General features: G+C 41.2%; 19 protein-coding genes. 18 read left to right on the top strand and 1 reads right to left on the bottom strand.

The window, feature by feature from the left end:
• Positions 1-265: 265 nt before the first annotated feature.
• The 13 genes from B7692_RS01285 to B7692_RS01225 all read left to right on the top strand — a co-directional run bounded on the left by B7692_RS01285 (position 266) and on the right by B7692_RS01225 (position 17,738).
• Positions 266-814, top strand: coding sequence for a GNAT family N-acetyltransferase (locus tag B7692_RS01285; protein ID WP_084928089.1), 549 nt, complete (start codon positions 266-268; stop codon positions 812-814).
• Positions 815-980: 166 nt separating this feature from the next.
• The gene (ccdA2, locus tag B7692_RS01280; protein WP_084886928.1) at positions 981-1,691 is read left to right on the top strand and encodes a thiol-disulfide oxidoreductase-associated membrane protein CcdA2; all 711 of its coding nucleotides are present in this window, start codon (positions 981-983) and stop codon (positions 1,689-1,691) included.
• Positions 1,692-1,704: 13 nt separating this feature from the next.
• Positions 1,705-2,268, top strand: coding sequence for a redoxin family protein (locus B7692_RS01275; RefSeq protein WP_064276519.1), 564 nt, complete (start codon positions 1,705-1,707; stop codon positions 2,266-2,268).
• Between the two features lie 9 nt (positions 2,269-2,277).
• Positions 2,278-3,390, top strand: a complete 1,113-nt coding sequence (gene msrB, locus B7692_RS01270; RefSeq protein ID WP_084929681.1) for a peptide-methionine (R)-S-oxide reductase MsrB — start codon at positions 2,278-2,280, stop codon at positions 3,388-3,390.
• Positions 3,391-3,460: 70 nt separating this feature from the next.
• Entirely contained in the window at positions 3,461-4,198 is a 738-nt protein-coding gene (locus B7692_RS01265) for a response regulator transcription factor (protein WP_084926685.1), read from the top strand.
• A complete protein-coding gene (locus B7692_RS01260; protein WP_084929680.1) occupies positions 4,195-5,886 on the top strand; it encodes a cache domain-containing sensor histidine kinase in 1,692 nt (563 codons plus the stop codon). The genes B7692_RS01265 and B7692_RS01260 overlap by 4 nt, the downstream gene beginning before the upstream one ends.
• Positions 5,887-6,000: 114 nt before the next feature.
• Complete coding sequence (locus B7692_RS01255) at positions 6,001-6,564, top strand: TIGR01440 family protein (protein WP_192855461.1); 564 nt, start codon at positions 6,001-6,003, stop codon at positions 6,562-6,564.
• Positions 6,565-6,566: 2 nt separating this feature from the next.
• On the top strand, positions 6,567-12,455 hold the full coding sequence (locus B7692_RS01250; protein WP_084929678.1) for a ZmpA/ZmpB/ZmpC family metallo-endopeptidase: 5,889 nt from the start codon (positions 6,567-6,569) through the stop codon (positions 12,453-12,455).
• Positions 12,456-12,528: 73 nt separating this feature from the next.
• The gene (gene pabB / locus B7692_RS01245) at positions 12,529-14,250 is read left to right on the top strand and encodes an aminodeoxychorismate synthase component I (protein ID WP_084929677.1); all 1,722 of its coding nucleotides are present in this window, start codon (positions 12,529-12,531) and stop codon (positions 14,248-14,250) included.
• Complete coding sequence (locus B7692_RS01240; RefSeq protein ID WP_084929676.1) at positions 14,251-14,868, top strand: alpha/beta fold hydrolase; 618 nt, start codon at positions 14,251-14,253, stop codon at positions 14,866-14,868.
• 49 nt (positions 14,869-14,917) lie between these two features.
• On the top strand, positions 14,918-15,730 hold the full coding sequence (locus tag B7692_RS01235; RefSeq protein ID WP_084929675.1) for an N-acetylmuramoyl-L-alanine amidase family protein: 813 nt from the start codon (positions 14,918-14,920) through the stop codon (positions 15,728-15,730).
• 111 nt (positions 15,731-15,841) lie between these two features.
• Positions 15,842-16,801 (top strand): ROK family glucokinase, encoded by a 960-nt coding sequence (locus B7692_RS01230; RefSeq protein WP_020902451.1) that lies wholly within the window; start codon positions 15,842-15,844, stop codon positions 16,799-16,801.
• Between the two features lie 97 nt (positions 16,802-16,898).
• Entirely contained in the window at positions 16,899-17,738 is an 840-nt protein-coding gene (locus tag B7692_RS01225) for a thymidylate synthase (RefSeq protein ID WP_084929674.1), read from the top strand.
• Between the two features lie 47 nt (positions 17,739-17,785).
• On the opposite strand, the gene B7692_RS01220 is transcribed toward B7692_RS01225, so the two are convergent.
• Positions 17,786-17,956 (bottom strand): DUF3042 family protein, encoded by a 171-nt coding sequence (locus B7692_RS01220; RefSeq protein WP_001051780.1) that lies wholly within the window; start codon positions 17,954-17,956, stop codon positions 17,786-17,788.
• A gap of 120 nt (positions 17,957-18,076) precedes the next feature.
• Here B7692_RS01220 and miaA point away from each other — a divergent pair, with 120 nt between their 5' ends.
• From miaA to B7692_RS01195, 5 genes are read left to right on the top strand one after another with little or no spacing between them, the layout of a single operon-like run.
• A complete protein-coding gene (miaA, locus tag B7692_RS01215) occupies positions 18,077-18,961 on the top strand; it encodes a tRNA (adenosine(37)-N6)-dimethylallyltransferase MiaA (RefSeq protein WP_084929673.1) in 885 nt (294 codons plus the stop codon).
• Positions 18,954-20,192, top strand: coding sequence for a GTPase HflX (gene hflX / locus B7692_RS01210; protein WP_084929672.1), 1,239 nt, complete (start codon positions 18,954-18,956; stop codon positions 20,190-20,192). The genes miaA and hflX overlap by 8 nt, the downstream gene beginning before the upstream one ends.
• On the top strand, positions 20,185-20,808 hold the full coding sequence (locus B7692_RS01205) for a cystathionine beta-lyase (RefSeq protein WP_084923371.1): 624 nt from the start codon (positions 20,185-20,187) through the stop codon (positions 20,806-20,808). Before hflX ends, B7692_RS01205 begins: the two co-directional genes overlap by 8 nt.
• Before the next feature lie 14 nt (positions 20,809-20,822).
• Positions 20,823-21,752 (top strand): ribonuclease Z, encoded by a 930-nt coding sequence (rnz, locus tag B7692_RS01200; protein ID WP_004256134.1) that lies wholly within the window; start codon positions 20,823-20,825, stop codon positions 21,750-21,752.
• Between the two features lie 20 nt (positions 21,753-21,772).
• Positions 21,773-22,528 (top strand): SDR family NAD(P)-dependent oxidoreductase, encoded by a 756-nt coding sequence (locus B7692_RS01195; RefSeq protein ID WP_084929671.1) that lies wholly within the window; start codon positions 21,773-21,775, stop codon positions 22,526-22,528.
• Positions 22,529-22,742 lie beyond the last annotated feature (214 nt).

The following is a 22,742-nucleotide window of genomic DNA, read 5'->3' as shown; positions in this document are numbered from 1 at the left end:
TTCCTTGTCTTACCCCCGCAACGATGACTAGGTTTGAAAAAGCTTGGAAAAGCGCATTTCAAACCAGACAGCGACTGCGTCAAGTAACTAGAGTAAAAACTTGTTTTCTAGCTGTTACTGAGTTTAGTTTTTTTACCCCGAGCACGGAAATAAATAAGCGAGGAGGTCCGGGGACCTTTTTAGATTGAGCCTTGAAATTCAAAAGCAAAGTAAATTTAAATTGAGGTTGGACATAGAATCATCTATCAGAAAGCGAGGTAGCGTCATGAAAGCAATCGGTACGCAAATATTACAGACAGATCGTTTAATCTTGCGAAGATTTTTGGAAAGTGATGCAGAAGCCATGTTTCAGAATTGGGCTTCGTCCGCTGAAAATCTAACCTACGTCACTTGGGATCCTCATCCTGATGTCAAGGTGACTCGAAATTCGATTCGCAATTGGGTTGCCTCCTATGCCAATCCCAACTATTACAAATGGGCCATTTGTCTCAAAGAAAACCCGGAGCAGGTAATAGGAGATATCAGCATCGTTGCAATAGATGAGAATGATTCTTCTTGTGAAATTGGCTATGTGCTAGGCAAGGTTTACTGGGGACATGGGTTTATGACAGAAGCATTGAAAGCTGTCTTGGACTTCTGTTTTACTCAAGCAGGTTTTCAAAAAGTTAGAGCTCGATATGCCAGTCTCAATCCAGCTTCAGGTCGTGTCATGGAGAAGGCTGGAATGTCCTATCTCAAGACTATTAGCAATGGTGTAGAGAGAAAAGGCTATCTTGCGGACCTTATTTATTATCAGATAAGTAGGGAAGACTAGTGAATTTTCCTTTCAGTTTCCATCAAAGTCAGGCTTTGTCTGGCTTTTTTTGCAACATTTTTTACATAATCTGATTAAATTCCTATTTTTCCCTATCATTGTCCCTGTTTTTCCTTGAGTTTTGGGGCTATAATAGTCCTATCAAATCAAAGAATGGAGGAAGGCGATGGATAATATAATCTTTTTTATCAGTGTGTTTCTTGCTGGAATTCTTTCCTTCTTTTCTCCTTGTATTTTACCCTTGTTACCGGTCTATGCAGGGGTCTTGTTGGATGACAAAGATGGTACCCAGGCTTCTAGCGAAAAATTTTCAATCTCACTTGTTAGTCTATTGAGAACTCTGGCCTTTATAGCGGGGATTTCCTTTGTTTTTATCTTACTGGGCTATGGAGCTGGTTTTTTAGGCAATTTGCTTTATGCTTCTTGGTTTCAGTATGTGACGGGTGCGGTGATCATTCTCTTGGGCTTGCACCAGATGGAAGTCTTACATTTGAAGGGACTCTACAAGGAAAGAAGGCTACAATTACAGGGACAGGGGCAAAAGGGTAAGGGCTATAGTCAGGCATTTTTACTGGGATTGACCTTTAGTTTTGCTTGGACGCCTTGTGTGGGGCCGGTTCTTGGCTCTGTTTTGGCCTTGGCGGCTTCAGGTGGTTCAGGTGCTTGGCAGGGAGCTGGTCTCATGTTGATTTACACGCTGGGTTTGGCGCTACCATTTTTGGTTCTAGCTCTTGCCTCCAGCTATGTTTTGAAACATTTCCGAAAACTCCATCCTTATCTCGGAACCCTCAAAAAAGTGGGTGGTTTCCTCATTATCGTAATGGGAATCTTGGTGCTTTTGGGAAATGCTTCCATTTTGACTACATTATTTGAATAGAGAGGAAAAAGAAATGAAAAAATGGCAAACATGTCTTCTTGGAGTAGGCTCAATCTGTTGTTTGGCAGCCTGTTCGGCTAAAAATATGTCAGACCAAGCTACTATGAAGGAGCAAACAAAAACAGAACAAGTCAGCTCGCAAACTGCGACTAAAGGTCAGGCAGTTGCTGATTTTGAATTGATGGCTGTAGATGGCAAGACCTACCGCTTGTCTGATTACAAGGGCAAGAAAGTCTATCTCAAATTCTGGGCTTCTTGGTGTTCCATCTGTCTAGCCAGTCTTCCAGATACAGACGAAATCGCTAAAGAAGCTGGTGATGATTATGTGGTCTTGACGGTAGTGTCTCCTGGCCACAAGGGGGAGCAAGCAGAAGCGGACTTTAAAAACTGGTACAAGGGCTTGGATTATAAAAATTTCCCAGTTCTAATTGATCCATCAGGCAAACTTTTGGAAAGTTATGGTGTCCGTTCTTATCCAACTCAAGCCTTTATAGACAAGGAAGGTAAGCTAGTAAAAACGCAACCAGGTTTTATGGACAAGGATATGATTCTAAAAGAATTGAAAGAAATGGGGTAGAGAAAGGTCATGAATGATAAAGTAAAATTGTTTGTCTTGGCAGGGATTTTTTTCCTAGCCATAACCGGTTTCTATTTTCTATTGATGCGAAATACAGGGCAGACAGATAGCTCGCAAATTGAGAAAGCATCAGTTAGCCAAGGAGGAAAAACAGTGAAAAAAACAGAAGTGAGTAAAGATGCAGATTTGCACGAAATTTATCTGGCTGGAGGTTGTTTCTGGGGAGTTGAGGAATATTTCTCACGCGTTCCTGGAGTGACAGATGCCGTATCAGGCTATGCGAATGGTAGAGGGGAAACAACCAAGTACGAATTGATTAACCAAACAGGTCATGCGGAGACTGTTCATGTTACCTATGATGCTAATCAAATTTCTCTTAAAGAAATCCTGCTTCACTATTTCCGCATTATCAATCCAACTAGCAAAAATAAACAAGGAAATGATGTGGGAACCCAGTACCGTACTGGTGTTTATTACACAGATGACAAGGATTTAGAGGTGATTAACCAAGTCTTTGATGAGGTGGCTAAGAAATACGATCAACCTCTAGCAGTTGAAAAGGAGACCTTGAAAAATTTTGTAGTGGCTGAGGATTACCACCAAGACTATCTCAAGAAAAATCCAAATGGCTACTGCCATATCAATGTCAATCAGGCGGCCTATCCCGTCATCGATGCCAGCAAATATCCCAAACCAAGTGATGAGGAATTGAAAAAGACCTTGTCACCTGAGGAGTATGCAGTCACCCAGAAAAATCAAACAGAACGAGCTTTTTCAAACCGTTACTGGGATAAATTTGAATCTGGTATCTATGTGGATGTAGCAACTGGTGAACCTCTCTTTTCATCAAAGGATAAGTTTGAGTCTGGTTGTGGCTGGCCTAGTTTTACCCAACCCATCAGTCCAGATGTTGCCACCTACAAGGAAGATAAGTCTTACAATATGACACGCATGGAAGTGCGAAGCCGAGTTGGAGATTCTCACCTTGGCCATGTCTTTACGGACGGCCCACAGGACAAGGGTGGCTTGCGCTACTGTATCAATAGTCTCTCTATCCGCTTTATTCCCAAAGACCAAATGGAAGAAAAAGGCTATGCTTACTTACTAGATTATGTTGATTAAGAGGTCTTTCCTAAGCAGTTAGAGGAGAATTTTGCTATACTGATACTAGTAAGTGACAAAGGAGAGAAGCATGACCTATAGAATCTTAATCGTAGAAGATGAATATCTGGTAAGACAAGGCTTGACCAAGCTGGTCAATGTAGCAGCCTACGATATGGAAATCATCGGTCAGGCTGAAAATGGAAGGCAGGCTTGGGAATTGATACAAAAGCAGGTGCCAGATATCATTTTAACCGATATCAACATGCCTCAGCTAAATGGCATCCAGTTAGCCAGTCTGGTCCGAGAAACCTATCCTCAGGTGCATTTGGTCTTTTTAACAGGTTACGATGATTTTGATTATGCTTTGTCTGCTATCAAACTAGGTGTGGATGACTACCTGCTTAAACCCTTTTCTCGTCAGGATATTGAGGAAATGTTGGGGAAAATCAAGCAAAAGTTGGATAAGGAAGAAAAGGAAGAGCAGTTACAAGATTTATTGATCGATAAGTTTGAAGGAAACATAGCCCAGAAGATTCAGTCCCATCTAGCTGACAGCCAGTTTAGTTTAAAGAGCTTGGCCAGTGACTTGGGCTTTAGTCCGACTTATCTGAGTTCTTTGATTAAGAAAGAGTTGGGACTGCCTTTTCAGGATTATCTGGTGCGAGAACGTGTCAAACAAGCCAAGCTTTTGCTTTTAACTACAGATCTAAAGATTTATGAGATCGCAGAAAAGGTTGGCTTTGAAGATATGAATTACTTTACCCAACGTTTTAAACAGATTGCAGGTGTGACACCTCGTCAGTTTAAGAAGGGGGAAGGTCGATGAAGCGTTCTTCTCTCCTAGTCAGAATGGTTATTTCCATCTTTCTGGTCTTTCTCATTCTCCTAGCTCTGGTTGGGACTTTCTACTATCAATCTAGTTCATCATCCATTGAGGCTAGCATTGAGGGCAATAGTCAAACGACTATCAGTCAGACTAGCCACTTTATCCAGTCTTATATCAAAAAATTAGAAACCACCTCGACTAGTTTGACCCAGCAGACGGATGTCCTAGCCTATGCTAAGAATCCCAGTCCAGACAAGGTAGAGGGAATCCGAAATCTATTTTTGACCATCTTAAAGGCAGACCAAGACTTGAAAGCTGTTGTGCTGGTAACCAAGTCTGGTCAGCTCATTTCTACAGATGACACTGTGCAGATGAAAACTTCTTCTGATATGATGGCTGAGGATTGGTACCAAAAGGCCATTCATCAGGGAGCTAAGCCCATTTTGACTCCAGCTCGTAAATCAGATAGTCAGTGGGTCATTTCTGTCACTCAAGAACTTATTGATGCAAAGGGAACCAATCTGGGCGTGCTTCGTTTGGATATTTCCTACGAAACTCTAGAAGCCTATCTCAACCAGCTTCAGTTGGGTCAGCAGGGCTTTGCCTTCATCATCAATGAAAACCATGAATTTGTTTATCATCCTCAACACACAGTTTATAGTTCGTCTAGCGAAATGGAGGCCATGAAACCCTATATTGAGACAGGGCAGGGCTATACTCCAGATCACAAATCCTACGTCAGTCAGGAACAGATTGCTGGAACTGATTGGACGGTGCTTGGCGTGTCTTCGCTGGAGAAGTTAGACCAGGTTCGGAGTCAACTCATGTGGACCTTGCTTGGAGCTAGTGCTACCTCTCTTCTTGCCTGTCTCTGCTTGGTGTGGCTTAGTCTTAAACGCTGGATTGCTCCTCTGAATGACTTGAGAGAAACCATGCTGGAGATTGCTTCTGGTGGTCAGAATATTCGTGCCAAGGAAGCTGGTGCTTATGAACTGAGAGAAGTGTCTCGTCAGTTCAATACCATGTTGGATCAGATTGATCAGCTGATGGCGGATATTCGCAGGCAGGAAGAAACGACCCGTCAGTACCAACTTCAAGCCCTATCGAGCCAGATTAATCCGCATTTCCTTTATAATACCTTGGACACCATCATTTGGATGGCTGAATTTCAGGATAGTCAGAGAGTGGTTCAAGTGACCAAGTCCTTGGCTACCTACTTCCGCTTGGCGCTCAATCAGGGTAAAGATTTGATTTGCCTCTCTGACGAAATCAATCATGTCCGCCAGTATCTCTTTATCCAGAAACAACGCTATGGAGATAAGCTGGAATATGAGATTGATGAAAATCCTGCCTTTGATAAGCTAGTCTTGCCTAAGCTGGTCCTACAACCTCTTGTAGAGAATGCCCTTTACCATGGCATTAAGGAAAAGGAAGGTCAGGGACATATTAGAGTTTCTGTTCAGAAACAGGATTCGGGCTTGGTCATCCGTATTGAGGATGATGGAGTGGGCTTCCAAGATGCTGGCGATAGTAGTCAAAGTCAACTCAAACGTGGGGGAGTTGGTCTTCAAAACGTTGACCAACGGCTCAAACTTCATTTTGGAGAAGATTACCAGATGAAGATCGATTCTGTCCCCTCAAAAGGGACGACAGTTGAAATATACATAAATAGAATAGAAACTAGTTAACTCCCAGTCAATTCTGGGAGTTTTATGCGTAATTGGGTAAGCTTTCTAGGTTGTCTATCTTGCTAAAAATAAGAAAAAACGATATGATAGATAATGACAAAAGAGGTATCAAGTATGAAGGAAAAAGACATTCAAAGAGAAACAAGCCAGATTGTAGAAGATGTGTTGGAAAAGGCCAATTTGAAGCAAGGATCTATCTTTGTTTTGGGCCTTTCTTCTAGTGAAGTCATAGGTGGTCAGATTGGCAAGGAATCCAGCCAAGAAATTGGCGAAATCATTGTGAAGACCATCCTAGATATCTTAGAGGAAAAAGGAATTCATCTAGCTGTTCAAGGTTGTGAACATGTCAATCGGGCTCTCGTTGTTGAACGTCAGGTGGCAGAGCAGTTTGGTCTGGAAATCGTTAGTGTCCTTCCTACTCTTCATGCAGGAGGTTCGGGTCAGTTGGCAGCCTTCAAGTTTATGCGCGATCCAGTTGAGGTTGAATTTATCAAGGCTCATGCTGGATTGGATATCGGAGACACTGCAATTGGAATGCATATCAAGCATGTTCAGGTTCCTATTCGCCCTCTTTTGAGAGAAATTGGGCATGCCCATGTAACGGCTCTTGCTAGCCGTCCAAAATTAATTGGAGGTGCGCGTGCGCATTATCCACAAGATTCTATCAGAAAGTCGTGAGAATGAAAAAAACAAAACAACAACTAGAAAAAATCACCAAATATTCCATTCGTAAGCTAACTGTTGGGGTAGGTCCTGTAGCCATTGGGGCCTTCCTTTTTGGTGCCAGTACCCTTTCAGTAGATAAGGTGCACGCCAATGAAGTTAGTGGTACTCATAGCGTTCATTACCGTTATTTGGCGGAGCAGGAATTGACTGAGTCTGAAAAAGCCCTGATTCATCATGAGGTTCCAACAGAATTTCAAGATGAAGATATTCTTTATGTAGTTTATCGTAAGAAGGCAACTACCAGTCAACAACTTCCTTACACAGGAAGTAAGGAACTAGCTTTGGCAGGTCTTGGCTTGGCAACTGCTTCTCTAGCAGTCTTTTTGGTGTCCAAAAAAGGTCGCAAAGAGGTTCTAGGTGTTCTCTTGATTGGTTCTTTAGGAGCCAGTACCTTTGTACCTTATGGGACATTCGCATTTGAAAATAAAGAATTGCTTTCCTATAACCAAACTATTTCGGCCTCTACACATGAAGGTTTGGCTGAAGGGATTATCCACATTGATGGTTATGAATACATCGGATACTTCAAGGAAGCAGAACTCCATCCATCAAGACCAGCTTCAGCTGAGAAGCCTCAGTTGCCAGTAGAAAAGCAAAGTGCAAATGAAATCGAGAAAACAGAAGTAGTTCAAGAAACACCTGCTGTCACTCCCCAACCTGTTGTTGAAAAACCTTTGGCACAAACTCCGGTTGCTCCTGCGGTTGAAGCAAAACCAATTTCTGAGAAGCCTCAGACAAGACAGGAAGAGAGCTTGGTGGAGATTCCGTTTGAAACAGTCACAAATCCAGATGCGAATCTAGCAGAAGGACAGACTCGTATCGTCACAGCTGGAGTAAAGGGTCAGCGTCGCCTTGTAACTAAAGTTTCGATGGTCAACGGTCAAGAAGTTAGAGAAATCATCGAAGACCAAGTAGTCCAAAATCCTGTGTCGCAAGTCATTGCAGTCGGAACTAAGAAAGAGGTGCAACCTGCTCCAACTCCAGTACCACAAGCTGAACCAAGTCACCAAGTAGCTAAAGGAACTCAAGAGGAAGGTAAAACTGGCCAAGCCTTAACACAACCAGAATTGCCAGAGGCTCCAGTAGAAGCAAAAGGGACTCAAGAAGAAGGGAAGGTAGGACAAGCTCTGACGCAACCAGAACTACCAGAGTATCATGAAGCCAAAGGTGTTCAAGAAGTAAAAGAAGGCGAGAAGCAAGGCCAAGCTTTAGTACAGCCAGAACTTCCTGGATATAAAGAACCAGTTTCAACAAAGGGAACTCAAGAACCTGGTCAAGAAGGTCAAGCACCAGTACAAGAAGTAAACCCAGAATATAAAGTAACAACAGGTACAGTTGAGAAGTCTACCAAAAGTGAATTAGATTTCACAACAGAAGTAGTTCCAGACGATACAAAATATGTGGATGAAGAAGTAGTTGAAACCCCTGGTTCTAAAGGTATCCAAGTTACGAAAACAACTTACGAAACAGTGGAAGGTGTGGAAACAGACAAAGTTCTTTCTACAACTACAGAAGTGAAAATGCCTGCCGTTTCTAAAGTCGTTAAAAAAGGAACGAAACCACTTGAAGGAACAACAGTTGAAACAAGAGAAGAAGTCATTCCTTTTGAAACAAAAGAACAAGAAGATGACACTTTAAAACGCGGAACAAGACAAGTAGCTCAAAAAGGTGTAGAGGGTAAGAAACAAATTACTGAAACTTATAAAACAATTCGTGGAGAAAAAACAAATGAAGCTCCAATAGTTAAGGAAACAGTAATTGACCAACCTCAAGATGAGATTATCAAAAAAGGTACAAAAGGTTTAGAAAAACCAATCTTAGAATGGGCTAAAACAGAAAAAGATGTCTTGAAGAAGAGCGCTACAGCTAGTTATACATTGAATAAACCAGCTGGAGTAGAGATCAAATCGATTAAAGTAGCTCTGAAAGATAAGACTGGACAAGTTGTTAAAGAAGTGACAGTAGAAGAAAATAAATTACAAGCTACTTTAGACAACTTGAAATATTATCAAGGCTATACACTATCCACAACGATGGTCTATGATCGAGGCGAAGGCGAAGAAACTGAAACATTAGAAGATAAAGAAATTCAGTTAGACCTTAAAAAAGTTGAAATCAAAAACATCAAAGAAACAAGCTTGATGAGTGTGGATGATGCTGGTGTTGAAACAGATAAGAGCTTATTAACTGAAAAGCCGACAGACGTTGCTCCACTTTACTTACGAGTAACCACTCATGATAACAAAACAACAAGACTTGCGGTAAGTTCTGTTGAAGAAGTTGTTGTTGATGGAAAAACATTGTACAAAGTGGTAGCAAAAGCTCCAGACTTAGTTCAACGTAGAGCTGATGATACACTAAGCGAAGAGTATGTACATTACTTTGAAAAACAATTACCAAAGATTGGAAATGTCTATTACAACTTTAAAGAACTCATTGAGGATATGCAAAAAGACCCAACTGGTGAGTTTAAACTTGGTGCAGATTTGAATGCTGCCAATGTTCCAACACCAAGTAAACAGTATGTAACAGGAACGTTTAAAGGTAAGTTGTCTAGTGATGGGGATAACCGCTTTACAATTCATAACCTAGCGCGTCCACTATTCAACCGAGTTGAAAACGCTCATATTCATGACTTCAATCTAGGTAATGTCGATATCAACATGCCTTGGGCTAATAAGACAGCACCGCTTGGTGAGATGTTTAAAAAGTCAACGATTGAAAACATTAAAGTAACAGGTAATGTTGTAGGTAACAATGATGTTACTGGTATGGTCAATAAACTGGATGAATCCAATATGCGTAATGTAGCCTTTATTGGTAACATTACAAGTGTAGGTAATGCAGGATGGTGGTCTGGTGGCCTTGTTAGCGAAAGCTGGAGAAGTAACACAGACAACTCTTACATTGATGCATATATTAAAGGGAATAAAGCTAAGGTCGGTGGCCTTGTTGCTAAATTGAATCACGGTGATAACCCAATGGACGTTAGTGCATGGGGACGTCTGAAGAATTCCGTGGCAAAAGGTACGATTGATGTGAAAGAACCTCTTGAAACAGGTGGTCTGCTTCATTCTAATTGGTCGTGGGGGCTTGCTGAAAATAACGTTACCATGATGAAAGTGAAGAATGGTGGTGAGATTCTTTACGGTTCTCGTGATGCAGAGGATGATGATTACTTTGGTGCAAACTGGGTTCGAAATAATAATGTATTCGTTAATGGTGTAAGTGAAGGTAAACAATCATATTCTCGCTCTAGTCGTTGGAAGGGTGTTTCCCAAGAAGAAGCCGATGCCAGAATTGCTAAAATGGGAATTACTGCACATGAATATACAATAACTGAACATTTTGTAGATAAGTTAAACCATAAGGCAGCAAAAGCAGATACTTACAAATCTACTCAAGATTATGACGTATCTCGTGAACTTGCTTACCGTAATATTGAAAAACTTCAACCATTCTACAATAAAGAGTGGATTATAAACCAAGGTAACAAGATTCCTGCAGATTCTAAATTACTAAATACGGAAGTTTTATCTGTTACAGGTATGAAAGATGGACAATTTGTGACCGATTTATCAGATGCTGATCATATTATGATTCATTACGCTGATGGTACGAAAGAAGAAAAAGCTGTATCAGCTAAAGCTACGTCAAACGTAGAACAAGTAAAAGAATACGGTATTACAGATTTAGGTGATGTAGTTTACACACCAAATATGGTAGTTAAAGATCGTGTTCAATTACTAAGTGATGTTAAAGCGAAATTAGATACGATTACTCTTGAATCTCCTGAAGTTCGTGCGATAACAGGTAATGTTGGAGCATTATATTTAGAAGAAAGTTTCGCAGAAGTAAAAGGAAATCTTGATAAATTAGTAAAAGCTCTTGTTGAAAATGAAGATCATCAGTTAAATGGTGATGAGGCAGCCATAAAAGCACTTCTTAAGAAAGTAGAAGATAATAAAGCTAAAATTATGATGGCACTTACTTACCTCAATCGTTATTATGGAATTGAATATGGTGACTTGAACATTAAGAATATGATGATGTTTAAACCAGACTTCTATGGTACGACACCAAGTGTTATTGACAGATTGATTCGAATTGGCTCGCAAGAAAAGAACTTAAAGGGTGATAGAACTCAAGATGCATACCGTGAAATTATTGCAGGAGACACTGGTAAAGGTGATTTACGTAGTTTCTTAGATTATAATATGCGTCTCTTCACAAATGATACAGATCTTAACGACTGGTTTATTCACTCAGCTAAAAATGTTTATGTTGTAGAACCTGAAACAACAAATCCAGACTTCAAAAATAAACGTCATCGTGTCTTTGATGGTCTGAATAATAATATGCATGCGCGTATGATTTTACCATTATTGAACTTGAAGAAAGCACATATCTTTATGATTTCAACCTATAATACTATGGCTTATAGTTCATTTGAAAAATATGGTAAAAATACAGAAGCTGAACGTGAAGCTTTCAAAGAACGTATTAATTATGTAGCTAAAGCTCAACAAACATACTTAGACTTCTGGTCACGTCTTGCACTTCCAAATGTTCGTGATAGACTGCTTAAGAGTCAAAATATGGTTCCTACACCTGTATGGGATAATCAAGCTTATGCGGGTATTAAGGATGCTAATCGTCGTGGATATGGTACAGATGGTAAGGTAGCGACACCAATTCGTGAGTTATTTGGCCCTACAGACAGATGGCATCAAATTAATTGGAATATGGGAGCTATGGCTAAAGTTTATGGAAAACCATATGAAGATGAACAAGTTTTCTTCATGGTAACAAGTATGTTAGACGACTTTGGTATTTCAGCCTTTACACATGAAACAACTCACATAAATGACCGTATGGCATATCTTGGTGGTCATGGACATCGTCCAGGTACAGGCCTTGAAGCATATGCTCAAGGTATGTTACAAACACCTGATAAATCAACATATAATGGTGAGTATGGCGCTTTAGGGATTAACATGGCTTATCATCGTCAAAATGATGGAGATCAATGGTATAACCCAGATCCTGATAAATTACAAACTCGTGAACAAATCGATCACTACATGAAGAACTATAATGATGCTCTTATGATGTTAGACCATCTTGAGGCTGATGCTGTATTACCGCAGTTAAAAGGAAATACAAGTCGCTGGTTCAAGAAAATGGATCGACAATACCGTAGCGGAAATTCAGGTCATCAGTTCGATAAAATTCGTGAGTTGACAGAGGATGAGAAAAAATTAGCAATTAATACAATTGATGATTTAATTACTAATAACCTAATGACGAAACATGGAGCTCCTGGTGACGGTACTTATAACCCAACGGACTTCAGCTCTGCTTATGTCAATATGAATATGATGACAGGTATCTATGGCGGAAATACGAGTCAAGGTGCACCTGGTGCTGCATCGTTTAAACACAATACATTCCGTATGTGGGGTTACTTCGGATACGAGAATGGATTTGTTGGATATGCTTCTAGCAAATATCAAGATGCAGCTAATAAAGAAAATAATAAGATGTTAGGTGATGACTTCATTATTAAGAAAGTTTCTAATGGAAGATTCACTAACCTTGAAGATTGGAAGAAAGAGTACTACAAAGAAGTGAAAGAAAAAGGTGAAAAAGGATTTACTGCAATTGAGATTGATGGTAAACAAATTACCACTTATGCTGAACTAAAAGCCTTATTTGACAAGGCGGTTGAGGCTGACTTAGCAGGTAATGGAACAGCTAAAACTGTAGAGCTTAAATCAAAAGTCTTTAAAGCACTTCTTAAGAATACAGACGGATTCTCAGGAAATCTTTTTAAAGCATAAATTGTATTAAATAGATGAGTAAAAAGGTAGATTAAGTTTTTCTTGATTTACCTTTTTATGCTATACTTAAGCTATGCATAGAAAAACAGTAATTGATTTTAGAACTTTGGGTGAGAGATACACTTTTACCAAGCCTATTTTAGAATTAAAAACAAGAAACTTGGCTCAAGTTAAGGAACTATTAGCCCGGGTGGAAGACTACCAGCAACAAGGCTACTATGTAGTAGGTTATGTCAGTTATGAAGCTGCACCGGCTTTTGAGGAGAAATTAGCTGTTCACCCTGCACCTTTGTTGGGAGAGTATCTGCTCTACTTTACGGTTCATGATAGTGTAGAGAAATCTAGTATTCCGTTAACTTATGACGAAGTTGATATGCCGTCAAATTGGCAGGAAGTAACATCAAAGAAAGACTATGAAAAAGCCATTGCTCAGATTCATCATCATCTGCGTCAAGGTGACACATATCAGGTCAACTATACGGTTCAGCTCAAGCAAGCAGTGACTGCCAATCCTTTTGCTATTTATAATCGTATGGTAGTGGAGCAGGAGGCGGGCTATAATGCCTATGTTGAGCATGATGAGATGGCAGTGATTTCCATGAGTCCGGAGCTCTTTTTTGAACAAAAGGGACGTGATTTGACGACACGGCCAATGAAGGGGACAACAAAACGTGGACTGACCAATCAAGAGGACTTGGACCAGGCAGCTTGGTTGGAACAGGATCCCAAAAATCGTTCTGAAAATATGATGATTGTGGACCTCTTGCGTAATGATATGAACCGACTATCTGAGGTGGGAAGTGAGCATGTGGAATGCTTGTGTCAGGTAGAGCAATATTCGACTGTATGGCAGATGACTTCGACTATCAAGAGTCGGTTGCGAGAGAATGTTGATCTTGTTGAAATATTCCGTTCTCTCTTTCCTTGCGGTTCCATAACAGGAGCTCCGAAAATTGCGACTATGGAAATTATAAAGGACTTGGAGCCACAACCGCGTGGAGTCTACTGCGGAACGATTGGTCTCTTGCTTCCAAATGGACGACGGATTTTTAATGTTGCTATCCGGACCATTCAACTCTACAAGGGGCAAGCTATCTATGGAGTAGGCGGAGGCATTACATGGGATAGCACATGGGAATCTGAATACCGCGAGGTTCATCAAAAGGCAGCAGTTCTCTATCGTAAACAAGCTCGCTTCCAATTAATTACAACTGGAAAAATCAGCCAAAAACAACTGATGTTTGAAGAACAACATCTGGAAAGGCTGAGAAAAGCTAGTCGGTATTTTGCCTTTCCATTTGATTCAGAAAACTTGAAACAAAAGATAGAGGAAGAGTGTCATGCTTGTGATGCTAATCAAGATTACCGCTTGCGTATTTCTCTCAGCAAGTCTGGAGAGATAGAAGTCGATCGCCGAGTATTAACACCCCTCAGTCCAAGTTTTTGTCAGGCCAAACTTTGCCTTAAGGAAGCCAATTTGCAACAAGCCTTTACCTACTTCAAAACGACTCACCGACCGCATTTGATAATGGGAGATCAGGAAATCATCTATCACACTGCTGATGGCAAACTTCTTGAAACCACTATTGGGAATCTGGTCTTGAAAATGGATGGGAAACTCTATACACCGCCAAGTCAACTAGGTCTTTTACAAGGAATTTATCGTCAAAACTTGCTTGAAAGCGGACAAGTAAAAGAGAAAGTCTTGACCATAGAAGATTTGAAGGGATCAGAAGCTATCTATGGCTGTAATGCAGTCAGGGGCTTGTATGAGTTGTCAGTAAGGGAGAACTAAATGAAATTAATATTTTTACACGGGTTAGGTCAGTCAGCAGATAGTTGGAAAGAAGTTCGGAATCTACTGACAGATTATCCTTCTGAGGCTATTGAGTTATTTCCTTCTGGAGTTAGCAACTATCAACAAGCTAAAGAGCGGGTTTATCAGCATCTAGCTCAAGAGACAGAACCTTTTATTTTGGTTGGATTGTCCTTAGGTGCTGCCCTGGCATTAGAACTATCTAGTTACAATTTATCAAATCTTCGAGCTTTGGTTCTATCAGGATGTCCACTTAAACTGTCCGGTAATATCCTATTTTATCTTCAGTTGCTGATATTTCAACTACTCCCCAAAAGGACATTTGAAAAACAGGGAGCAGACAAAGCTCTTATGGTCGGAGTTTCTGAGGAATTGAAGACACTTGATTTAACTGATATATCAAGAACTTGTCCTTATCCAACCTTACTAATTTGTGGCAGCAAAGATAAACCGAATCTTAATTCTATGAGAAGTCTTCATAAACTAATATCAGAATCTCAATTTCAGATTATACCAGATGGTCCTCATGTCTTGAATAAGGCTAAACCAAAAGAGTTTGCTGAACAGATTAAACCTTTCCTTGAATTGCTGAAATAAGTTTGATAAAATAATAGTGAAATCGATAACATCGTTATAGGAGAAAGAAATGAATAAACGTCTATTTTTAAAAATGAGTCTGGCAACCTTGCCAGTTTTAGCCTTGTTTTCACAACCTGTGTTAGCAGAAGAAAACATTCATTTTTCTAGTTGTAAAGAAGCTTGGGCGAATGGATACTCAGATATTCACGAGGGAGAATCTGGTTATTCTGCCAAGTTAGACCGCGATCATGATGGTGTGGCTTGCGAATTGAAAAATGCTCCTAAGGGTGCTTTCAAAGCAAAACAATCAACGACAACTCAAACTGATACAACTTCATCTACAGCAAGTGGTTGGGTTAAGCAGGACGGCGCTTGGTATTACTTTGATGGAAATGGAAATCCAGTAAAAAATGCTTGGCAGGGAAGCTATTACCTGAAAGCAGATGGGAAAATGGCCCAGAGCGAATGGATTTATGATTCATCCTATCAAGCTTGGTATTACTTGAAATCAGATGGTTCGTATGCTTATAGTACATGGCAAGGAAATTACTATTTGAAATCAGATGGTAAAATGGCTATCAATGAATGGGTTTATGATGCTACTTACCAAGCTTGGTATTACTTGAAATCAGATGGATCTTATGTTTATAGTGCATGGCAAGGAAATTACTATTTGAAATCAGATGGTAAAATGGCCCAGAGCGAATGGATTCATGACTCTTCTTATCAAGCTTGGTATTATTTGAAATCAGATGGCTCTTATGCTCGCAATGCATGGCAAGGAAACTACTATTTGAAATCAGATGGTAAAATGGCTAAAAATGAGCGAGTTGATGGAGGCCGCTACTATGTAGATGCTTCAGGTCTATGGAAACCATAAGTAAGGATAAAATCTAGAAAGTTAATGCAAACCTTTGCATAAATGAGTGAATTTTGTTATACTAGTACTGTAAGCATTTTCAATTAATTCATAATGAAAAAGGAGAATATGATGAGTCAAAAGATTATTGGGATTGACCTTGGTGGAACTTCTATCAAATTTGCAATCTTGACAACAGCAGGAGAAATCCAAGAAAAATGGTCTATCAAGACTAACATTTTGGATGAGGGAAGTCATATCGTTGATGATATGATTGAGTCTATTCAACATCGCTTGGACTTGCTTGGATTAGCAGCAGCGGACTTCCAAGGTATTGGGATGGGATCACCAGGTGTGGTTGACCGTGAAAAAGGGACTGTTATTGGTGCCTACAACCTCAACTGGAAAACCCTTCAACCAATCAAAGAAAAGATTGAAAAAGCCTTGGGTATTCCTTTCTTCATCGATAATGATGCCAACGTAGCTGCTCTTGGTGAGCGCTGGATGGGTGCTGGAGATAACCAACCAGACGTTGTCTTTATGACACTCGGTACTGGTGTTGGTGGCGGTATCGTCGCAGAAGGCAAATTGCTTCACGGTGTTGCTGGTGCAGCAGGTGAGCTTGGCCACATCACTGTTGACTTTGACCAACCAATCGCATGTACTTGCGGTAAGAAAGGTTGCCTTGAGACAGTTGCTTCAGCAACAGGTATTGTCAACTTGACTCGTCGTTATGCCGACGAATACGAAGGTGATGCAGCCTTGAAACGCTTGATTGATAATGGAGAAGAAGTAACTGCTAAGACTGTCTTTGATTTGGCAAAAGAAGGAGACGATCTTGCTTTGATCGTTTACCGTAATTTCTCACGTTACTTGGGAATCGCTTGTGCTAACATTGGCTCAATCCTAAACCCATCAACAATCGTTATCGGTGGCGGTGTGTCAGCTGCAGGAGAATTCCTTCTACAAGGTGTTCAAAAGGTTTACGACGAAAATACCTTCCCACAAGTACGCACAACAACTAAACTAGCTCTTGCAACTCTAGGAAATGACGCTGGAGTTATCGGAGCAGCATCACTTGTATTGCAATAAGATAAAAAAAGAGGAAAAATGCTAACCTAGAGTTAGTAATGTTCCTCTTTTCTTTTTTATGCTATACTAGTTAGGACAATAAATGAGGTGAGAGTAAATGACAAAAGCAGATACGATTTTTAAAGAGAATATTGAACGAATCCTCAAAGACGGTGTCTTTTCTGAGCAGGCACGTCCCAAGTACAAGGATGGGACAGTTGCCAACTCCAAGTATGTAACGGGTGCCTTTGCAGAGTATGACTTGGCCAAGGGGGAATTCCCCATCACAACCTTGCGTCCTATTGCCATCAAATCAGCCATCAAGGAAGTGCTCTGGATTTACCAAGACCAGTCTAATAGCCTAGACGTGCTTAATGACAAGTACAATGTTCACTACTGGAATGACTGGGAAGTGGGAGATACAGGAACCATTGGTGAGCGCTATGGTGCTGTTGTTAAGAAACACGACATCATCAATAAGCTTCTCAAACAGTTGGAAGCCAACCCTTGGAACCGCCGAAACATCATCTCCCTTTGGGATTACCAAGCTTTTGAGGAGACAGAGGGCCTCCTTCCGTGTGCCTTTCAGACCATGTTTGATGTCCGCCGTGTAGATGGGGAAATCTATCTGGATGCGACCTTGACCCAGCGTTCGAATGACATGTTGGTGGCCCACCACATCAATGCTATGCAGTATGTGGCTCTTCAAATGATGATTGCCAAGCATTTCGGCTGGAAGGTTGGGAAGTTCTTCTACTTCATCAACAATCTCCATATCTATGACAATCAATTTGAACAAGCTCAGGAATTGCTCCGTCGTGAGCCATCAAACTGCCAACCACGTTTGGTCTTGAATGTGCCAGATGGGACTAATTTCTTTGATATTAGAGCAGAGGACTTTGAGTTGGTGGATTATGACCCTGTCAAGCCGCAGTTGAAGTTTGACCTAGCTATTTAAAAGAATAGAAAAAAGAAGTTGAGAATAATCCCAACTTCTTTTGTTTCTTAACGTGATACGCGGCGACGAGCTGCTTTTTTACGGTTTTCTTCGATGAAAGCTGCTTTTTGCTCTTCTGGTTCAATCACTTTCTTTTTAAATGCGTATACTGCACCTGCAACTGCAGCGACAGTTCCTGCGACACCTGTTACAAGACCTTTAGCGAATCCTTTAGCCATGAGTCTTCCTCCTTTATATTCTATACCAGCCAGCCTCCTCAAGAGGTCACATTTTTCTGACTGACCTTTTTGTGTTATAATAATAGTAACGAAAAAATGGGAATTTTTCAAGGAAAAAAGATGAAAACAAAAATAATTGTGATTGTTGGACCGACTGCAGTTGGAAAAACAGCCCTTGCCATCGAAGTTGCAAAGCGTTTTAATGGCGAAGTGGTTAGTGGAGATAGCCAGCAAGTCTATCGAGGTCTGGATATAGGGACGGCTAAGGCTAGTCCAGAAGAGCAGGCAGCTGTTCCTCATCATTTAATCGATGTTAGAGAGGTAACCGAGTCTTACTCGGCTTTTGATTTTGTTTCAGAAGCTAAGGTGACTATTGAGGATATTCACAGTCGTGGCAAGCTTGCCATTATCGCTGGTGGGACTGGACTTTATATCCAGAGCTTGCTAGAAGGTTACCACCTGGGTGGGGAGACTCCCCATGAGGAGATTTTGGCCTATCGGGCTAGTTTGGAGCCTTATACAGATGAGGAACTAGCTCATCTTGTGGAGCAAGCAGGCTTTGAGATTCCCCAATTTAATCGTCGTCGTGCTATGCGTGCATTGGAAATTGCCCATTTTGGTCAGGATTTGGAAAATCAAGAGAGTCTATATGAATCACTGATTATCTGCTTGGATGATGAGCGCAGTCAATTATATGAACGTATCAATCACCGAGTGGACCTGATGTTTGAAGCTGGACTTCTAGACGAAGCCAAGTGGTTGTTTGACCATTATCCAGATGTGCAGGCTGCTAAAGGAATTGGCTATAAGGAACTCTTTCCTTACTTCCGTGGAGAGCAGACCTTGGAGGAAGCCAGTGAGAGTCTCAAACAGGCGACTCGTCGTTTTGCCAAGCGTCAGCTAACTTGGTTCCGTAATCGCATGCAGGTCACCTTTTATCAGATTGGAGAGTCTGGTGTGCAAGACCGCATTTTAAGCCAGATAGAGGAGTTTTTAGATGATTGATACGGAGAAAAAAGAGGAGCGAGTCCTGCTCATAGGTGTAGAATTGCAGGGCATGGACAATTTTGACCTCTCTATGGAAGAATTGGCCAGTCTAGCTAAGACAGCTGGTGCAGTCGTTGTAGATAGCTACAGACAAAAACGTGAAAAATATGATTCCAAGACCTTCGTCGGATCTGGTAAGTTAGAAGAAATTGCGCTCATGGTGGATGCAGAAGAAATTACCACTGTCATCGTCAACAACCGTCTGACGCCAAGGCAGAATGTCAATCTGGAGGAAGTTCTGGGTGTCAAGGTCATTGACCGTATGCAGTTGATTTTGGATATCTTTGCCATGCGGGCTCGAAGCCATGAAGGCAAACTTCAAGTCCACCTAGCCCAGCTCAAGTACCTCCTACCCCGTCTAGTTGGCCAAGGTATTATGCTCAGCCGTCAGGCAGGGGGAATTGGTTCTCGGGGACCTGGTGAAAGCCAGCTGGAGCTGAACCGTCGTAGCGTTCGCAATCAAATCACGGATATCGAGCGCCAGCTCAAGGTGGTTGAGAAAAATCGAGCAACTGTTAGAGAAAAACGTTTGGAGTCGAGTACCTTTAAGATTGGTTTGATTGGTTATACCAATGCTGGGAAGTCAACTATCATGAACACTTTAACCAGTAAGACCCAGTATGAGGCTGACGAGCTATTTGCGACTTTGGATGCGACAACTAAGAGTATCCATCTGGGAGGGAATCTCCAAGTGACCTTGACTGATACCGTTGGATTTATCCAAGACTTGCCGACAGAGTTAGTGTCCAGTTTTAAGTCAACCTTGGAGGAAAGCAAGCATGTAGACCTTTTGGTTCATGTTATCGATGCCAGCAATCCTTACCATGAGGAACATGAAAAAACGGTTCTGTCCATCATGAAAGACCTGGACATGGAAGATATTCCTCGCTTGACCCTTTATAATAAAGCGGATTTGGTGGAGGATTTTACGCCGACCCAAACGCCTTATACCCTCATTTCTGCCAAGTCTGAGGATAGTCGTGAGAACTTGCAGACACTATTTTTAGAGAAAATCAAGGATATTTTTGAATCTTTTACCCTGCGCGTGCCTTTTTCTAAGTCCTATAAGATTCATGATTTAGAAAGTGTAGCGATTCTGGAAGAACGTGATTATCAGGAGGATGGCGAAGTGATTACAGGCTACATTTCCGAGAAAAACAAATGGAGGTTAGAGGAATTTTATGACTGATATTAAAACGTTGGCTCTAAAATATGGGGGCTATACAAGTCTGGACAAGGTCTATCTAGATCAGCTTCTAGCTGGTAAAACAGAGCAAGAGCAGTTGGCACTGATCACACCTCCGCCCAGCGTGGTCAATGCTTACTTTGCAGAACTCTATCAGAAAAAAAGTCCTGAGGCTGCGACGGATTATTTTGCGGAACTCAGTCAGGAACTGAATCTTTACAATACTGAGCCAAGTTTCACCCTAGAAAATAAGCCTTTTATTCGGCTTAATCTGTCTGGTAAATCCTTTGGTTTTTGTTATGAGAGTGAGGGTCTGGGTCGGATTTTCTCTGAAGATAAAGAGGTTCTTTCAGAAGACTTGCTCTTTGAAATTGCGCAAATTTTCCCCCATCAACTGGTCTTTGAAGAGTCTGGTAAGATTTACATGAAGGCTGTTGGAGATGAGGAAGTTGTTAGCATGGAGAGTCTCACAGCTTTGACTGATTTGGAAAGCTTGGCTGATGGTCGCAAGCGTCTTAAAGGTTACAGCCAAGAGGAGTTATTACAAGAAGCTACAGCTTTTTCTGGCAAGCGCTATTTCCGATCGGAAAACCGCACAGCCATGTTATATATTGATTAATTAGAAAGTATCGAATGGATATTCAATTTTTAGGAACGGGGGCAGGTCAGCCCTCTAAAGCCCGCAACGTTTCAAGTCTCGCTCTGAAACTCTTGGACGAGATTAACGAAGTCTGGCTCTTTGACTGTGGAGAAGGTACGCAAAATCGCATCCTGGAAACCACAATTCGACCACGTAAGGTCAGCAAAATCTTTATTACCCACCTACATGGAGACCACATCTTTGGCTTGCCAGGTTTCCTTTCTAGTCGTGCCTTTCAGGCCAATGAAGAGCAGACAGATTTGGAAATCTATGGACCTCAAGGAATCAAGTCATTTGTCTTAACCAGCCTTCGTGTGTCAGGTTCGCGCCTGCCTTACCGTATTCATTTTCATGAGTTTGACCAAGATTCTCTAGGAAAAATCCTTGAGACCGATAAATTTACGGTGTATGCAGAGGAGCTGGATCATACTATTTTCTGTGTTGGCTATCGTGTCATTCAAAAGGACTTGGAAGGAACGCTGGATGCTGAAAAACTTAAGGCTGCTGGTGTCCCATTTGGCCCACTTTTTGGAAAAATTAAAAACGGTCAGGACGTTGTTTTAGAAGATGGGACTGAAATCAAGGCGTCAGACTATATCTCAGCCCCACGTCCAGGTAAAATTATCACTATTCTGGGTGACACTCGCAAAACGGATGCCAGTGTGCGTCTGGCTGTCAATGCAGATGTCCTTGTCCATGAGTCCACTTATGGCAAGGGTGATGAAAAAATTGCTCGTAACCATGGCCACTCTACTAACATGCAAGCTGCACAAGTAGCGGTAGAAGCAGGAGCCAAACGCCTCTTGCTCAACCATATCAGTGCCCGTTTCCTCTCAAAAGATATCAGCAAGCTCAAAAAAGACGCTGCTAGTGTTTTTGAAAATGTCCATGTGGTCAAAGACTTAGAAGAAGTGGAAATCTAAAAGATTGAGAAAGGATAAGTATGCCTACTATTCTCATTACCGGAGCTAGCGGTGGTCTAGCCCAAGAAATAGTCAAACTCTTGCCAAATGACCAACTCATCTTGCTTGGTAGAAATAAGGAAAAATTAGCCCAACTCTACGGAAACCATCCCCGTGCAGAATTGATTGAAATAGACATTACCGATGATTCAGCCTTAGCATCTCTGGTCACTGATCTCTATCTCCGCTATGGCAAGATTGATGTCTTGATTAACAACGCTGGTTACGGGATTTTCGAGGAATTTGACCAGATTTCTGACCAAGATATTCACCAGATGTTCGAGGTCAATACCTTTGCTTTGATGAATCTGTCTCGTCGCCTTGCTGCTCGTATGAAGGAAAGCCGAAAAGGCCATATCATCAATATCGTCAGCATGGCAGGTCTAATAGCTACTGGTAAGTCCAGCCTTTACTCAGCGACCAAGTTTGCGGCCATTGGGTTTTCAAATGCTCTGCGTCTCGAACTCATGTCCTACGGTGTTTATGTAACGACGGTCAATCCAGGACCAATCCGAACAGGATTTTTTGACCAAGCGGACCCAGATGGGACTTATCTTAAGTCGGTTGACCGTTTCTTGCTAGAACCAGATACAGTGGCTAAAAAGATTGTCAAGATTATAGGAAAAAACAAACGAGAACTCAATCTCCCAGTCTTGTTGAACCTAGCCCATAAGTTTTATACCCTATTTCCCAAGCTAGCTGATAAGTTGGCAGGGGAGACTTTTAATTATAAATAGAAGAAGTTCCTTTTAAAGGGACTTTTTTACTTCTTTTAATTTAAAGGTTAATAAGTGTTTTTCTTTTAAAACTACATTCAGTTTTTTTAATTCTTCTACAAATTTTAGAAAAAACAATCAAAAGCTAAATTCCCAAACTAAGTTCCACCGCTAGTAGAAGTGGAAGTTAGTCTTAAAAAAATTGTAAAAACCAGTGGAAATCCGTGTCAGGGTA

This window comes from Streptococcus mitis, assembly GCF_002096925.1.
Lineage (GTDB): Bacteria > Bacillota > Bacilli > Lactobacillales > Streptococcaceae > Streptococcus > Streptococcus mitis_AF.
Note: the sequence above shows the minus strand (reverse complement) of the source record. Positions and strands in the feature narration are given on the sequence as shown.